Annotated in this window: 18 protein-coding genes; 1 reads left to right on the forward strand and 17 read right to left on the reverse strand. The window is 60.1% G+C overall.

Going from position 1 to position 15,674, the window contains the following annotated elements; translation table 11 throughout:
• Positions 1-229 precede the first annotated feature (229 nt).
• The 17 genes from ACOYW0_RS17925 to ACOYW0_RS18005 form a co-directional block, all read right to left on the reverse strand.
• Positions 230-1,198 carry a phage late control D family protein gene (locus ACOYW0_RS17925; protein WP_482415171.1) on the reverse strand — a complete coding sequence of 323 codons (969 nt, stop codon included), beginning with the start codon at positions 1,196-1,198 and terminating at the stop codon, positions 230-232.
• A gap of 1 nt (position 1,199) precedes the next feature.
• Positions 1,200-1,406, reverse strand: coding sequence for a tail protein X (locus ACOYW0_RS17930; protein ID WP_482415172.1), 207 nt, complete (start codon positions 1,404-1,406; stop codon positions 1,200-1,202).
• Positions 1,403-1,840 (reverse strand): phage tail protein, encoded by a 438-nt coding sequence (locus ACOYW0_RS17935; RefSeq protein ID WP_482415173.1) that lies wholly within the window; start codon positions 1,838-1,840, stop codon positions 1,403-1,405. The genes ACOYW0_RS17930 and ACOYW0_RS17935 overlap by 4 nt, the downstream gene beginning before the upstream one ends.
• Positions 1,833-4,133, reverse strand: a complete 2,301-nt coding sequence (locus ACOYW0_RS17940; protein ID WP_482415174.1) for a phage tail tape measure protein — start codon at positions 4,131-4,133, stop codon at positions 1,833-1,835. Before ACOYW0_RS17940 ends, ACOYW0_RS17935 begins: the two co-directional genes overlap by 8 nt.
• Before the next feature lie 493 nt (positions 4,134-4,626).
• Positions 4,627-4,872 carry a phage tail assembly protein gene (locus tag ACOYW0_RS17945; protein ID WP_180136728.1) on the reverse strand — a complete coding sequence of 82 codons (246 nt, stop codon included), beginning with the start codon at positions 4,870-4,872 and terminating at the stop codon, positions 4,627-4,629.
• Between the two features lie 327 nt (positions 4,873-5,199).
• On the reverse strand, positions 5,200-5,703 hold the full coding sequence (locus ACOYW0_RS17950; RefSeq protein WP_482415175.1) for a phage major tail tube protein: 504 nt from the start codon (positions 5,701-5,703) through the stop codon (positions 5,200-5,202).
• 244 nt (positions 5,704-5,947) lie between these two features.
• A complete protein-coding gene (locus ACOYW0_RS17955; RefSeq protein WP_482415176.1) occupies positions 5,948-7,135 on the reverse strand; it encodes a phage tail sheath subtilisin-like domain-containing protein in 1,188 nt (395 codons plus the stop codon).
• Positions 7,136-7,189: 54 nt separating this feature from the next.
• Entirely contained in the window at positions 7,190-7,624 is a 435-nt protein-coding gene (locus ACOYW0_RS17960) for a tail fiber assembly protein (RefSeq protein ID WP_482415177.1), read from the reverse strand.
• 194 nt (positions 7,625-7,818) lie between these two features.
• A complete protein-coding gene (locus tag ACOYW0_RS17965) occupies positions 7,819-9,051 on the reverse strand; it encodes a phage tail protein (RefSeq protein WP_482415178.1) in 1,233 nt (410 codons plus the stop codon).
• Between the two features lie 9 nt (positions 9,052-9,060).
• Positions 9,061-9,627, reverse strand: a complete 567-nt coding sequence (locus ACOYW0_RS17970) for a phage tail protein I (RefSeq protein ID WP_482415179.1) — start codon at positions 9,625-9,627, stop codon at positions 9,061-9,063.
• Positions 9,624-10,517: a baseplate assembly protein gene (locus tag ACOYW0_RS17975; RefSeq protein ID WP_482415180.1), complete on the reverse strand. Its 894-nt coding sequence runs from the start codon at positions 10,515-10,517 to the stop codon at positions 9,624-9,626. The genes ACOYW0_RS17970 and ACOYW0_RS17975 overlap by 4 nt, the downstream gene beginning before the upstream one ends.
• Entirely contained in the window at positions 10,514-10,870 is a 357-nt protein-coding gene (locus ACOYW0_RS17980) for a GPW/gp25 family protein (RefSeq protein WP_482415181.1), read from the reverse strand. Before ACOYW0_RS17980 ends, ACOYW0_RS17975 begins: the two co-directional genes overlap by 4 nt.
• A 337-nt stretch (positions 10,871-11,207) precedes the next feature.
• On the reverse strand, positions 11,208-11,423 hold the full coding sequence (locus tag ACOYW0_RS17985) for a hypothetical protein (protein ID WP_482415182.1): 216 nt from the start codon (positions 11,421-11,423) through the stop codon (positions 11,208-11,210).
• A 10-nt stretch (positions 11,424-11,433) separates the two neighbouring features.
• On the reverse strand, positions 11,434-12,009 hold the full coding sequence (locus tag ACOYW0_RS17990; RefSeq protein WP_482415183.1) for a phage baseplate assembly protein V: 576 nt from the start codon (positions 12,007-12,009) through the stop codon (positions 11,434-11,436).
• A complete protein-coding gene (locus ACOYW0_RS17995; RefSeq protein ID WP_482415184.1) occupies positions 12,006-12,539 on the reverse strand; it encodes a hypothetical protein in 534 nt (177 codons plus the stop codon). Before ACOYW0_RS17995 ends, ACOYW0_RS17990 begins: the two co-directional genes overlap by 4 nt.
• A gap of 145 nt (positions 12,540-12,684) precedes the next feature.
• Positions 12,685-13,035: a hypothetical protein gene (locus ACOYW0_RS18000; protein ID WP_482415185.1), complete on the reverse strand. Its 351-nt coding sequence runs from the start codon at positions 13,033-13,035 to the stop codon at positions 12,685-12,687.
• A 1,154-nt stretch (positions 13,036-14,189) separates the two neighbouring features.
• Positions 14,190-14,624 (reverse strand): Mor transcription activator family protein, encoded by a 435-nt coding sequence (locus ACOYW0_RS18005; protein WP_482415186.1) that lies wholly within the window; start codon positions 14,622-14,624, stop codon positions 14,190-14,192.
• Between the two features lie 237 nt (positions 14,625-14,861).
• Between ACOYW0_RS18005 and ACOYW0_RS18010 the strand changes: the two genes are divergently transcribed.
• On the forward strand, positions 14,862-15,671 hold the full coding sequence (locus tag ACOYW0_RS18010) for an XRE family transcriptional regulator (protein WP_482415187.1): 810 nt from the start codon (positions 14,862-14,864) through the stop codon (positions 15,669-15,671).
• Positions 15,672-15,674: the final 3 nt, after the last annotated feature.

Here is a 15,674-nt window from a genome sequence, read left to right on the forward strand (position 1 = left end):
ACCTTTGCCCATCCTACCTGTTCACAAAACCTCTCCACCGGTCGCAGGGCGTCATCCCGTAGGATGGGCAAAGCGGAGCGTGCCCATCATTTGGTCGAAATCCCAACGGTGTCTCTAATGCATATCCCACCGGGACGTGAGAGCCACATATCGGTAAACGTTGAGCCCCCTCACCGCTTTCCGGGTATGCCAGGGGCATGCCGCGCCCATCAGGCCAAGCTTCCCATCATCATGCAGCCTTGGGCCGCGCCCTGGCCCTTATGTTGTACCCGGTGCTGTCCAGGGTGTGGGTGACTTGATCCAGCACCCACATGCCGTCGATGCCCGGCCCGATCTTCCGAAGGTCCAGGGGCGTTCCGGCCATGAGGTCGAACCGGCCGGAGCACTCCAGGGAGAGGGTGGTCTCCTGCTGCGGGCCTGTGCGGTGGGCGGCCAGGGCCCTGGTGTAGGCGGCCTCGGAGGTTGGGGCAGGCACGGTGAGCACTCGCTGGGGATGCCCGGCACCCACCAGGGCGTGCCCCTTGGCCCCTCGATCCGTGTCCTGCCAGAAGGCCAGGGTGGAGCGATAAACCTTTCTGGCCACCTGCCTCATGGACCATCGGGTGAGGTTCTCTGCCGTGAGGCGCACCGGTGGGATGGCCGTCCCCGAGGCCGTGGCTCCCTTTCCTTTGGGCAGAAAAAGAAGGCGCCCAGCGGCTGCTTTGGCCATGGCTCCGTATCGTTCTGCCAGACGGCTGAGAAGGTGGAGATCGCTTTCGTTTTGGTCCAGGTGCTCAAGATCGATTTTATCGAGGCTGCTGTGGATCTGGGGGCTGAGGCCGTGCTCCATGGCCAGGGTACGGACCAGGTCCCCCAGGGTGATTCCGTGCCAGGATCGCTCCTTGATCTCCTTGATGCTCTCGGTCATGTCGGCTGCGTTGCCCACTATGGTGAGGGTCTCGGCGGGCCCTTCCACCCGGAGTTCGTCGGCTATGAAACTGCCCATGGACGCCATGCCGCTTTCCGCATAGCCCAGCCACACCTCGATGCGGGCCCCCGCGTAAGGAAGGACCACCCGGTTGCCCCGGTTGTCCAGTTCCAGAACGAGGGTGTCTGACCGCAGCCCGGCCTCGTCCAGAACGGCCAGGGAGATGAGCCGGTCCTTGACGGTGTCGGTGATGTCCTTGCCGTTGGCTTCAATTCTGTAGTCCGGTGTCATATCACTCCCACAATCTGATGGGGGCCTCGGTGACGGGCCCGGTGATGGTCGGAAGGGTGACGGTGAGCCCGGCAGGGAGCCTCGGGCCCCAGGCGGCAAGGCCGGGGTTGGCTTCAAGGGTCTCTTCCACCGTGCCGCAGGTGGTGCCGTAAAAGCGGTACACCACCTCGTCGAGCATGTCGTTGTCTTTGGTCTGGTAGTGGGTCATTTGTCGTCTCCGTAAGCGGACAGGTTCATGCGAAAGGTCTGTTTCCGCGGGATGCCGTTGGGCAGAAAAAAGGTCTGGGTCTCTTCGATGCTTTCGATGCACCAGCGTCCCCGGGTGTTGCCGAACCCGTCGGACAGGTGCAGGGGTTTCCCTTTTTTTGCCTCCTTTCGCATGGCGTCAAGCTGGCCCAGGCCTCCTTTGTAAGTAGGGTAGATGGTGCCGGACAGCTCGATGGTCTCCTTGCCCATGCCCGTGAATTTCAGGGCCGGTCGGCGACCGCTTCGGCTCTTTTCGGTCCAGGTGTAGGGGGTGGTGCGCCGGAGTTCCTGATAGGCCGCCGTGTCCACGGCAAACTTGTAGCCACCCAGGGCCATCATCAGGTGCTCTTTGACGCGCTGCTCTTCTTTTTCCTCATTGGTCAGGTTCTTAGTCATAAAGCCTCCGTGCCTGTTCGTGTTTCAGGTGGCGCAGGACCTCCTGGGCCAGTTCCCGTGTGGATTGCCCTTCGGCGCCGTAGACATAGATGTTGATGGGGCCGCCGCCGGCAGAGGTCCGTTTTTTTGATTTTTTCCTGGTGGCCTGTGCCCTTTTGTCTTGGACTGCAGGTTTATTTTTGCGTTTGCTTCCCTTGGGATTCTGAACTGTTTTGGGCTTGGACGCCGTGCTCCCCGGTTTCGGGGTGCTGCCGACGCGTGCTTCGCCGGTGCTCTTGGCAAGGGCCGTGCCCGGTTTGGTCTTTTTCGAAGCCTTTGCGCTTTTTTTGTCTTTGGGAGATGCCTCTTTCTCCTTGGGCTCCTCGTCCTCGGATTTCTTTTTTCGGGAAAAAAGCCCTGAGAATGTTTTCCAGACAGCGCCGATGACCTTGAAGGTGGGCATGAGCCAGCCCAGGACGCCTTTGACTAACCCCATAATGCACCCAAAGAGCCCTTTGAAGAACGCTCCCAGGGGTTTCCAGAACTTGATGATGAGCACCGCAGCCATGGCGATCCCGGCGATGGCAAGGCCGATGGGGTTGGCCATGAAGGCTGCGGACAGGGCGCGGATTCCCCCGGCCATCATGGGGATCACACGGCCTGCAAAGCCCATGAAGGTGCCCCCCAGGGCCTTGACCCCCGAGCCCATGGAGAGGAGCTTGGTGGCAACGCCCCCGATGGGGCCACCCATGCCGGACATGGTGGTGAGACCCGTTTTCACCATGTCCAGCCCTTGTTTGGTGTTTCCCCAGATGGCCTTGGCTGTTTCGGCTTTTTCCTGAACGGCGTCGATGCCGCTGCCCACGTTGGAGAGCACCGATTGCAGGGGTTCAAATTGGGCAGGGAGGCCGAGGTCCATGTGTGCCATCTGGCCAACGCGGCCGAGGGTGGTTTCAAAGGCGGCCGTGGCTTTTTTGGCATTTTGGAAGAGGTCGCCGGGTGTTTTTTGGGCTTTTCCACCGGCCTTGTCCGAAGCGTTTTTTTCACCCTTTTTCGATCCGCCAAGTCCCTGTTTCAGGCCTGCCCACACGTTTTTCGCTGCGTCCACACCCTCTTTGGCGCTGTCCCAGGCTTCCTGGGCACTTGCCGCTTTCTCCTGAAGGGATTCCAACCCCTCGCTGAAATCGGTGACAACCGTGGTAAGGGGGGCAAGGCTTGCAGGAAGGGTGATGTCACCGGTGTCCAGTCCCTTGAGGGTGCCCAGGGCGGTCTGGAAGGAAGAGGCCGCCGTCCCGATGCCCTGGAAAACGGAGCCGGGCGTGCCGGAGGGGTTTTCCGTATTTTCAGCATCCTCTCCGTCCTTGGCGGGCTTGTTGCCAAAGCCCTGCTTCAGGGATGCCCATGCATTTTTGGCCGCATCCACGCCTTCTTTGGCGCTGTTCCAGGCCTCCTGTGCGGTGGCTGCTTTGTCTTGGAGGGATTGCAGGCCCTCACCGAAATCAGTGACCACGGTGGTCAGGGGGGCAAGGCTTGCAGGAAGGGTGACCTCCCCGGAATCCAACCCCTGGATGGAGCCCAGGGCCGATTGAAAGGAACCTGCCGTGGCTTGAATGCCTTGAAGGATGCTTCCGTCAGGAGCTTCCCCGGCGTTTCCCAAGCCCTCTTGCAGGGATGCCAGGGCGTTTTGCGCCGCGTCCATGCCTTCGTTTGCACTGTCCCAGGCTTCAACCGCCGTGTCTGCGCTCTCCGTGATGTCCGTAAACGCAGATCCCAGTTTGGAGGCCGCCGCTGTGACCCGCTCAAGGGCTGTGCCGGGCCTGGCTGGACCGTCCGCGTCACCGGCCTCTTTTTTCGCCTTCCCCGGTTTTTTCTGCCGTTTTTTTTTAGCGGCTTTTCCAGGTGCCTTTGTGTCTGCTTTGGTCTGGTTGTCTTTGGGATTTCCCTTGAGGGCCTTAACGGCCGCGAAAGCCGAGCCTACACCGCCCTTGGCTTTTTCCCAGGCTTCCTGTGCCAGTTCTCCGGTCTCTTGAAGGGGGGCCACCGCCTTGCCCAGGTCCGTGATGATGGGTGCCAGGGAACTTAAGGCATCGCTCACGGGCGTTTTGGGTTGTTTGGGAGTGGCCGTAAGGGCGGCACCCGGCATGTTTTTTTTAGCCTTTCCGGTGGCGCCTTGCGTACTGGAAAGGCCAAGGGAGAACCCCTTAAGGCTTTGCCCAACGCGGCTGATCTGATCAATCACGGCTTCACCCGCGGCCACCATGGCCTGTGCGGCCGAGGTGCCCGTGGGGAGTGTGAGTGTGTCTGTGGATGCCATTTGTTTTTCCTCAGTAAGCAGGGCTGGCCCAGGATCACGAATGCTCCGGGGTTCGTTCCTCACCCCTGCACATTCGCTGACGGGCTACGCCCGTGCCCAACAGTAACGTTTATGTCGGTTTCTTTGGTTAGCCCGGAGATCGCTTCAAGTTATATGAACCCGGCGGTCAGACGCATGACTGTCGTGTAACGATTTCACGTTGGCCTGTGTTGGGTATTCAGTTGCCGGGTTAATATGCTTCGTGCGAAGCCCGATCCGAAGGCCGTTGCGTCTTGACCCGAGGAACGAGGGACAAAGCGCAACGGCAACCCGCTTTCGAGGTGGCTCACCTCGCCACCGGAGGTTGTTTTTAGGCCCCGTCGTTATTCCAGGGCCTCCCTCAGGGCCTGGTGCCATGCCAGGAGTTCTTCGCCGTCGAGTTCCAGAAGCTCGCCCAGGCCCCAGCCTGTGTGGGTGGCGATGTCGAGGGTGAGGGCTCTCGCCGCCGACGGGCTTAGGATAAAAAATCCTGGTAGGTCTTCTGGAGCTCGGCGTAGTCCGCCATGTCCAGTTCCTGGATGAGGTCCGGGGTGACTTCACAGAGATTGGCAAAGACGTGGATTTCGCGCTCGGCGTCGCTTTTGCCTTTTTTTTCTCCAATGAGCATGTCCCGCACCTTGGGACGTCGCATGGAAAGGGCCGTGGTTTCGATGCCGTTGAGGGTCACGGGGAATGTGAGGGTGAGGGTGGTGGTGTTCATGGGTGTCTCCTTATAAATAGAGTCGATTTAATCGTGTGTTTATTGAGGCCGACGCAGGCTTGAGAGATGTCCTACGGTGGCCGTCGGCTTTTCAGGATTCGTAAAAGGCCCGTGGTGAGCCAAGATAGTTGGAACGCCGCACTCCTGTGCGGCTTTTTTTTGGGTGCGGCGCTCCTTAAACGAACACATGGGGCGCTGCCGTTCAGGGTATGCCGTTTTCACCAGCACAGCCGACACCATATGTAAAACCTGTTTGGCAAACCCGATTTTTATAAATCAGGCAAAAGGTTGGCCCCCGGCAAGGTCGCCGGAGGCGTTTAACCTTATTTACTTAAATCCCAACGCCTGGCGCTGTTCGAGGAGCTGGTCCACGCCGTTGATTTTGCGGACCATGTTCTCCACATCGAGTTCGATGAGGACGGTGCCCGCGATGGTGAGTTTGTAGTAGCGAAGGGCCACGGAGGCTTTGAGGGAGGTGTCGTCTCCGGCTTTCCAGGAGCCTGCGTCCAGCTCTTTGAAGCCGCCCTGGAGGTTGATGATGATCTCGTCGGTGCCTTCATCGTTCTGGCGAGCGCCACGGAGGGTAAGGCTCACTGCTTTTCCGTTCACCAGGCCGAATTTTTTGTAGATCGCTTCGCTGTACTCACCAAAGGTGAGGGTGGCTTCGAGCTTTTCCATGCCCATGTCCACCTCCACGGGGGCGTCCATGCCGCCGGCGCGGAGCTCTTCGGTTTTCAGGGTGAGCTTGGGAAGTTCGAGCTCGGTGATTTTGCCTGCGTAGCCGAATCCGTCCACAAAGGCATTAAAGTTTTTCAATTTTTTAGGCAGCATAAGATATCTCCTTGTTTGGGTAAGGCTCTCCCGGCCCCATTTTGCGGGGATTTTGGGAAGGGGCCTGTGTGTGTTGGGGGTATGACCCGATCTGATTCAGGCAGAGTCGGGTGATGGATGATTGCGCGGTTATGTCACCACCGGTGATGTTCCGCGGGCGAAGCCCGTCAGCGAATGAGACGTCCCTGAGGAACGAAGGGACGGAGCATTCGCGAACCTGGGGTCCAGGGGATATATCCCCTGGTTATGAGGCAGAAAGGACCTGGTTTACCAGCTCGCTGTAGTGCCCGTTGTCCCTGTGGGCCCGGAAGGTGAGGTGCTCCAGGGGCGCGGGGGGTTCGATGTCGAAGTCGAGGTAAAGCTTGCCTGCCATGAGCTGCTCTTTACTGTTGAGCTCGGGGTCGAGCCAGCAGGAGCCGCCGAGGATGGCGCCCACGGCTTTGAGGTGCCGGAGGTAGGAGCCCACGCTCTCCTGGATGTCCAAAACGAGGTTGGCGCTCATGGGGCGGTCCATGGCCCAGAGGAAGGCTTCTTCAATGCTCTCGTAGATCATGTCCGCGGTGCGGCGCACGGAGAGGAAAGCCCACATAGGGTCGGTGGCCGTGGTGCGGTTGCCCCAGAGGCGGTAGCCGTTCTTCTGAACGATGGTGGCCACGCACTTCTCATTGAGGCGGTTGGCCTCGGAGGTGGGGTCGCTCATGTGAAAGGCCACGGGCCGAGCCGTGCCCACGATGCCGTTGACAGGCTGGTTGGAGGGGCTCCACCAGAAGCCTTTCTCAGCATCCCGCTTGGCGATCATGCCCGCGACCCGGGCCGAAGCGGGCTGCACCGCATTGGCTTTGGTGGCGGGGTCCCACACCTTGACCCCGGGATCCACCACAAACACGCGATCGCTGCCCAGGGTCTCCCGATAGGCGATGGCATCGGTGGCCGTGGTGTTGGGGCCGTCAGCAATGACAATGGCCCGCATTTTCTCGGCCAGGCCCTGGAGCTCGGCCACCACGGGGTTGGCGTCATCTCCGGTGCGGGTGCCGGTAAAACCGGGGGCGCAGAGGAGACGGGGGCTTGCCTTGACAACGCTTTCCGCGGCCAGAAAGGCGTGGACCCCGGTGCCGGTGGACGCATCGCCCAGAACATTGGTGAGGGTGGCGGCGTCATCGGCGCCTTCGTCCACACGCACCACCACCACCATGGCCCCGGCCTGGTCAAAGATGGCATCCAGGGCCGCCTTGAGGGTGCCCTTGTCCCCCAGGGGCGCTGCCGCCCTGGGCGTGCCGGGGATCAGAACAGGTGTGTTGACGGGAAAAAGGGCGTCGTCGGCGTCGGGTGCCGTGCCGATGAGGCCGATGACCGCGCTCTTGACGGTGCGAATGGGCCGGGTGCCGTCGTCGATCTCAATGGTTTGGATGCCGTGCAGGAATGTTTCGCTCATAATGCTTGTCTCCTTGTGTGTTGGTATCTCTAATGAGTGCCGGTAACCCGGCGGTTAACCGTTATTGGTTGCGTCGTATGGGGTTGGCCTGGGGGGCTGCTCCGGCCAGGGTACCTCACCCTCGGGCCAGGGAAATCCGGGTTGGTCCGGCAGGGCGCACAGGGCATCGGCCCAGGCGTGCCAGGCGTCCCGCTGACGGGTATAGTAGGCCAGGGGCTCTGGAACTTCCCGGTTGCTGTCTATCCAACGTGTGAGTTGTTGGATGGCGGGGCTGTAGGCCCCCGAAATCATCGCGTCGCGTTCCTGGCGTCTTGACTCAGCCATCATGGGCACGTCGATAACCCAGGTCGTGCCGTTGTGGGTTGTGTGAAAAGGGCTGGGGGGCGGGGTGATAAGAGAGCCCGCCGGAATATTGCAACCCAAGTCCGTGATGGAGTGCTTGGCGCCGTCTTGGGACCAGTAGTCGGTCCCGCGCTTGTCTATGACCATTTCCCAATGACAAAACCAACCTTCCTTAGTCAGAACGGCACGGGCGATATGATCGAAGGGAATAGCGGTGGGTGGTGCTTTTCTGGTTTCATTTCCCGCTACTGGGTTGGGATGATTATCCGGTTTGTTAATAGGGGGTAACGCCTCGAAAGTCACTATGTGCCAAGGGTATATGTACATATAACTTTTTTCTCCTATTCATTTCCTGCATAAATGCAGGCTAACATGGCTACGTTTATAGGGCGGTTTTCAGTATCTGTCGGGACAATTCGACTGGCGTCGATGGTAATACCTGACCAAACTCGAGCCCCAATATAGGACTGCCTTAGAAGTCCTGAGTTAACTTGAAGTAATCCACACGGACGTATTGCGCCCATATGTGCTTCGTTGTAGTATGCGTCAACGGATGTCAGTGAGTTGCCTGCTGAGTTGAACGCACCGTATATGTTTCGGATGGCATCATATTGCCTGCTTCCCAACTCTCGACCAGGGTCCACTCCTCTGCCATTGTCCAACGCACGCAGAAAGTCCCCTCGCACATCTTTTATAATTGATCTACCATTCGGTCCACGTCCATAGCGTCCGTTGAGGTATGAATCCAGTAGAGGTGCATTTGCAGGACACTCGCTTCCATTTCGTTCAAGCCAGCCAATGGGTGGTACCAATGCATCGAACAGGCCGTACATACCCACCATGCTGGTTTTGGGAATGTTGTTATCGTGGTCGTGCAGAGAGGGAGGAAATACCGTAGGCTTGTTCTTGATACTCCCCCACGTTCTCACCGATTCCCACCACGCCTTGAGCCTCGCAGGCACCACGACCTTCACCGCGCTTTCACCCACATTCACTTCATCCTGGGTGGCAATGGCTGTCGTGCCTCGTTTGGTCTCCGTTGCCTGGGCGGTTTTATCGTCCAGCGCCTCCCGGATATCCTGATGTGATTCCCCATGCTCGTTGTGAACCTCAATTTTTCGGTCCACGTCTCCGTTGCTGGCAACCACCAGCGGATCCACGGTGAGGCTGACGTTGTCGGCGTTTTCAAAGTGGACGGGGATGCGGATGATCATGTCCCGTACCGAGCCGTCTGCGGCCACGGGTTTCTGGGTGTCGGGAAAATTGCCGACAATGCACAAGGCGCCGGTTTCGTCCTTGAGGCCTACCTCACGGACGGTGAAGGGGCCCGCGTCCGAGGGTACGGCAAACTCGTAGACAAAGGTATTCGCGTCTGTACGGCTTTGGGTGATGCTGGAGATGGGGCCTTCCCATACAGGGCTTTTAAGGTCGGTCATTCCCTTGGTGGGGATCACGGGGTTGCCGCCACCATCTCCCACCACCGCCGTCGGCATGGTAAATTTTTTATCCTGGGCAACCGATGCGCCGATCTGTTGAAGTCCGGTGTCGGTCCACAGGGTGTAGAACTCTGACATGATGCTCCTTTATCTGACGTCATCCCCTAAGCCGATGCGGCCCAGGGGGTAAATTGTGGTGACGATGCCCGAGGCCGTGGCCGCTGAAAACAGGGGCTTTTGCGTCAGGCCCTCGGGGATCAGTGAAATGGTTCCTAACTGGCTCCGCGCGTTTTTGGCGCGGTTGGCCAGGGCAGACACCTCATCGTAGGTGGTTTTGTCCACGGCGTATCCGGCGGGTATCCTGACCATGAGATCAAAGGTTCCGGAATCTCCTGGGGGGGCTTTTTCCCACCACTCCTCCACCTCCACCCGGAAGCCCAAAGCAGAAAGGGCGTCTTCCACGGCGCGTCGTGTTCCCTTGGTGCGATGAAGGGCCGGGCTGTTTTGGATGACCCGTCGCTTCTGGTCCTTGGTCCAGGCAGGATCCCAGGTGTCCACGGACAGGGCCCAGGCCAGCCAGGGAAGGGTTTCCTTTAAGCACGTGGCCGGGTCCCAGAGGTGGTCCGTGGGCACGGGCAGGCTCTCCAGTCGGGCAGCAAGCACCGCATCCAGGGCCCGTTCCAGCCGGGTGCTGTTGGGGGGCAGGAGGCTCATGCTACTACCTCCAGGTTCGTGCAGCAGGCAGCCTGGTGGGCGAGGGCCGGAATGTCCGCCGTGGGGCTCGTCAGGGTGACCTTGCGTACCCCGGGCTGGTGGAGGGCGGCATAGATCCCCGAGAGGGTGATGCCGTCTCCCAGCCGGTGGTGAGATTTCACGTAGTCTTCTGCGGCTTTTCGTGCGGCATCCGTTGCCACCTGGGTGTCCGGTCCGTCGTAAAATGCCAGGGTGGCATGGATGGCGTAAGGCAAAATGGTTGCCTTTTTTACGGTGACCTCGTCGGTTAAGGGACGCACGTCGCCGTCGGCAAGGGCCGTTTCCACCGCTTGAACCACGGCGTCAGAGGGGGTTCCGTTGCCGTCACGGCCCAACACGGTCACCTCCACCTTGCAGGGGCCGGGGTTGGTGACGGATGCGTCCCGGCATCCGGGCACCTTAAGGGCTGCATAGAGGTAGGCGCCTTCAGGCCCGGCCACGGAAAAGCTCTCCGGGGCCATCTGGAGGCGCCGCCGGAATTCGTCGTCGCTCTCCAGAACAGGGGGGACCGGTGGCACGGCATTGGGATCGCCGGGGTGGATCACCTTTCGAACGGCCGGGGTGATGGAGGCCAGGTTGTCCAGATCGCTGCCCACGGCATAAGCGAGCATCACGGCCCTGGCGCTGTCGTTGATGCGCTGGCGAAGCAGAAGTTCCCTGTAGGCACCGGCTTCCAGAAGCTTCACCACGGGGTCGGACTCCAGGTCCAGCAGGGGGGCGTCTTCCGCATGGCCCCAGTGGTCTCGAAACGTGGCTTTCCACTGGTCCAAAATGGTTTCGTAACTGAGCTCCTCGACAACGTCGGGGGCCGGGAGCCGGGTCAGGTCAATGGTCGGCAGGGCATGGCTCATTGGACTATCACTCCTTCCATGAGGATCTCCTTGCCAAGGGGAAGGTAGTCTCCCCGAAGGCTGAGGGTGAGTTGGCCGGGCCCTGCGGAGACGGACTCCACACGGGTCAGGCGAAAACGGGTTTCCCAGGTGGCCAGGGCTTCGGCCACGGCGGCGAAGATCTCCACATTGAGCCCCGGGGTCATGGGGGCGTGCATGAGCTCCGGGAGCCGGGAGCCGTAGTCCCGCCTCATGACCCGGGAGCCCAGTGGCGTTGAGAGGATGTCGCCGATGCTCTGTTTAAGGTGGTCGTAACCGGAGAGTCGGGCGCCGGTTTCAGCGTCCATCCCCACGGCAGGGGTCGTATCAGACATGGTTTCTCCTTTTTAATTGCCTCCGGCGGCCCTGCCGGGGGCCAAATTTTCGAAAAGTTTTTGCGGAGCTTTTTTTAAAGTGACCCGCCGGAGGCAGTGCGGTTAAATCTGACAGCCAACGGGCTACGTTAATGAGTCTTGGTCTTTCAAAGCTTGCGGGACAGCTCGTACAAACCACCAGCTTATGTATCGGGCGAAGCCCGAGCCGAAGGCCGTTGCAATTTGGCCCGAGGAACGAAGGAAAATGCGCAAACGCAACCAGCTTTCGAGGTGTTTTCGCTATTGTGGCTTCGCCACCCTCGCCACCCTCGCCACCCTCGCCACTGGAGGCTTGCCCTTATGAGATGTTTCCGGTGTGCTCGCCGTCCGGGGCACCGGAGGTGGTGGTGACCAAGGCGTGGGCGGTGATTTCGTCGATGATGCCCTGGCACAGGGCTTCCAGGCTTTTTTGGGCAAAGGCCTGGGCCTGTGCCGGGTCGGACGCCTGTACAGGCTCCAGGGCTCCTTGTCGGGTTCGGATGGCGTCTGCCATGCCTTTGGCTGTCATGGCCATGTGGCCTCCTTTACTTGGTTGAGGTGACGCTTGCGGACACATGGACATGGGGGGTACCCGTAAAGGGGCAGAGGCAGTGTCCGTTTACCGTGCCCAGGCAGGCCCCTGTGCCGTCTCCGTCGTGGATAATGCCCCCGGATCCTTTGACGGTTACCTTGCCCCCGGAGGTGAGGGAGGCATCTCCGTTGCATGTGCCCTCCATGGTGCCGGGGATGGTTGCGGACAGGGCATGCGTTTCCCGGTCGTACTGAATGACGGCACCGTCCTGGTAAGCGGTGCGGTGAACGGTCTTAACGTCTGCGGGTGCAGGAAACGCATCCCTGGGAATGCCGGGGAGTGCCACCCCCAGGGCCGGGTCCCCGCAGGGGCACAGGAGCATCACCTGCTCTCCGGGTTCCGGGGCCCACCACTGGCTGTCGGGGCCTGCCCGGTGGGTGAGCCAGGGAAGCCAGTCCGTGACAATTCCCCCTGACGCCACCCGAACCCGGGCTGTTTTTTCATCCAGTTCCTGCACCGTGCCCACGAGGAGCAGGCTTCGGAGGCGTCGTTCCAGTTCGGCGATGCGGTATTCCAGTTCAGTCATCATGGGGTCACCTCCAGGGTTGTGTAGTCGCCTTCATGGCCCGGGCCGATGTTGGGGGCCTGGCCCGTGAAGAGACGGGTGGGATGCTGCCCCGGGGAGGTCCAGAGGGACTCGCCCAGGCGCAGCATCTGGTTCCAGGTGAGGGTCCAGACAGCCCGCTCCCCGGAGGCCAGGGGGTGGGAGGGGCACCCCCTGGCCTTGGCTCCCCCGGCGGGGTGGGCGCTGGCCAACCCCCAGGTGGTGCCGGGAATATGAGCAAGGAGTCCTTCCACCAGGTTGAGGAGGGTGGCGTCCGGGGTGACGGGGCCCGCGATCATCGCCTCCAGGGAGAGGGGAAGGTCCCACTCGCCGGTGGCCGTCTCCTGGGCGGTATCGGCCCCGGCAAGGGCGACCCAGGCACGGGGCCTGCCGTCTCCGCCTTCAGGGATCGTCTCGGGAGCGAGGTCGCCCAGGCAGGGGGTGCACGCGGCCAGCCCGGGAAAAGTGCGGGTGAGGTCCGCGCAGATGGCGTGAAGCAAAGATGCGATGTGCATGGGGCTCTCCTTATGGATGACGGGGCGCAGTATCACTCCGTCAGGTTTTTGGGGTTGATCGCTCACTGATGGGTGCCATTCTACGCAACCCCCGGTATCGTTGGGTTTCAAACGTTTCACTGGAAATCAAGGTGGGGTATTTTTCTTAGTGATCGTTCAGCAGGTGGGCCTGGATCATGTCCACGGCGCCTTTGACTCCGTCCATCTTGCCGGAGAGACCGGCCACCTGCTCGGCCATGTCGTTGAGCCGGTCGTAGACCGCGGCGAGGTCTTCGTGGGAGAGGGCGTGGGCCATGTCGGTCTCCAGGCGGGTGAGTCGCCCGTCCATCTGGGTTTTTGCCTTATCAAGCCGTCGGGCGAGCTCTTTGAGCTCCCGGGCTTTGGCATTGAGCCGGGAGTTGAACCATACGTAGAGGCTCACGGCCAGGGTGATGAGGTACTGGATGATGTTGAACCAGAACCGGAGGGATGCGTAATCAGTGGGGTGCTGCTCCATAAGGTCTCCTTGGGATGTGTGTGGTGGTGTTGATTGAAAAGCAGGGTGCTTTAGGATTTTTGCCCGTGGAGGGGCGGTGCAGAGTAAACCACGGCAGGGGATGGAGATGGGGTTGAAGGGTTTAAAAAAAAGGGAAGCATGGCAATGTGGTTTTTTTTTACACGTTGTGCGTGGTTTTCGTAGGATGGGCAAAGCGGAGCGTGCCCATCATCGGGCAATGACCCACGGAATGACCATGTGGGAGCGGCGTTTCATAAGGGGTGATGCTGGGTCGGAACCAAAAATATATGGGACGATGTGCCAACCGCCGTGCCTGATGGGCACGGCACCACCTTTGCCCATCCTACATGTAGCGCGTGGTTTTTGTCGGATGGGCAAAGGGAGCGTGCCCATCATGGGGCAATGACCCACCGAATGACCATGTGGGAGCGGCACTTCATAAGGGGTGATGCTGGGTCGGAACCAAAAATATATGGGGCGATACGCCAACCGCCGTGCCTGATGGGCACGGCACCACCTTTGCCCATCCTACATGTAGCGCGTGGTTTTTGTCGGATGGGCAAAGGGGAGTGTGCCCATCATGGGTCAATGACCCACCGAATGACCATGTGGGCGCGGCACTTCGTAAGGGGTGATGCTGGGTAGGAACCAAAAATATATGGGGTGATGTGCCAACCGCCGTGCCCGATGGGCACGGCACCACCTTTGCCCATCCTACATGTAGCGCGTGGTTTTTGTCGGATGGGCAAAGCGGAGCGTGCCCATCATCGGGCAATGACCCACGGAATGGCCATGTGGGCGCGGCACTTCGTAAGGGGTGATGCTGGGTAGGAACCAAAAATATATGGGGCGATGCGCCAACCGGCGTGCCCGATGGGCACGGCACCACCTTTGCCCATCCTACATGTAGCGCGTGGTTTTCGTAGGATGGGCAAAGGGGAGCGTGCCCATCATCGGGCAATGACCCACGGAATGACCATGTGGGAGAGGGACTTATATCGGGATGATGTAGGGTAGGAACCCAAATATCTGAGGCGATGCGCCAACCGCCGTGCCCGATGGGCACGGCACCACCTTTGCCCATCCTACATGTAGCACGTGGTTTTGGTCGGATGGGCAAAGCGTAGCGTGCCCATTATGGGCATTAAATGGGATCAGGACCAGGCGAGGGGTTCCCGGCTTTTTGTCTGGCGCAGGGCGCGTTGTTTTTTGATGATGTTGTAGATCTGGGCGGTGGTGCGTTTACTCCTTGCGGCCAGCTCCCGGTGGTTGTCGCCGGTGAAAGCGTTGTAGATGGCCGCGTCCCGGATGGCCCGCTTGAGACGGTCGTCCCGGGGCAGGTAGATGCTGCGGCCGCCCAGGTGGTGGGAGAGGACCACCACGATGTCCTGGGCGTGGGTCATGGCCTGGTCCGGGTCCATGTGTTCCCGGGTTTCCAGGTGGTCCGTGAGTACGTCCACGAGCTCGGTGAGAAGGGCGGGCCAGATTCGAGGTGCGCTTCGGATGACGGGGTCCATGGCGTCCATGATGTGGTCGGTGTCCATCATGTCGGGGGAAAAGGTCTCGGGAGTGAGGGGCTGCTTGTTCAAGGTGTGTCTCCAGTGCTTCGGGTGATGGATGGGTTCCGTGTGTACGTCACCAAACAGTTAGGGCGCCTGGCCGGACCGTCGGGGTTTCATGGTTGGTATAACCAAAGGAATTGTGGTACGGTTGGGCCGTTACGTCCAAAGTTTGGAAAAGAATAACCAATAAACATTGGTTTATCAACAATAAAATTGGGTGTCACACAAAAAGATGTGCGTGTGGTGGCCCCCTGAGGCATAACCATGAAAAATAATGAAAAAAACAGCCAGGAGCCCTATCCGGCAGGGAGTAAGGGAAGCGGTCACGGGGTGGGTACCTCGACGGGTAACCAGGAATTTGGTGATCGTCTTAAGATGTCACGTGAAAAACTTGGCCTGAGCCAGGCCGGGTTAGGGAAAAAAATTGGTGTAACCACAACCACCGTACAGAATTACGAGTACGGCGGCTCACCCAAGGGGGATGTGCTGGTACGCATGGCCGAGGTCCTTGGCTGCTCTCTGGACTGGCTGCTCCTGGGGCAGGGATCCCACGGCGGGGCGTTGTCCGCAGAAGGTGACGGCACCTTTTCGGCCGAAGGCGTTGTGGGGCGAAATGGCGGCGAGTTCACGGTCCCCGTCCTTGAAGAACCCAACACCGACAACTACAACTGGGTTCCCATGGTGGAGGCGGAACTCTCGGCCGGGGGCGGCTCCCTCATGGCCAGCGAGCGCATCCGGGACTACTACGCCTTTCGAAAGCGCTTTATCGCCAACATCGCCACCTCTCCGAAAAATTTGGTGCTCATGCGCGTCTCCGGGGACTCCATGGACCCCGAGATCCGCAACGGGGCCACGGTGATGATCGACCTGGGCCGTCGCAAGATCAAAAACAACTGCATCTTTGCCCTGGGTTTTGAAGACACCATCATCATCAAAGAGCTGGAAAGGCTCCCCGAAGGCCGGGTCCGCATCATCTCCAAGAACCGGGAGGAGTACCCCGCCTACGAGGCAGAAGCCAACTCCCTGCGCATCATCGGCCAGGTGATCTGGGGCGACCGCCTCTACCCCATTTAAAGG

This window comes from Desulfoluna sp. HI9BLuna (assembly GCF_056829775.1).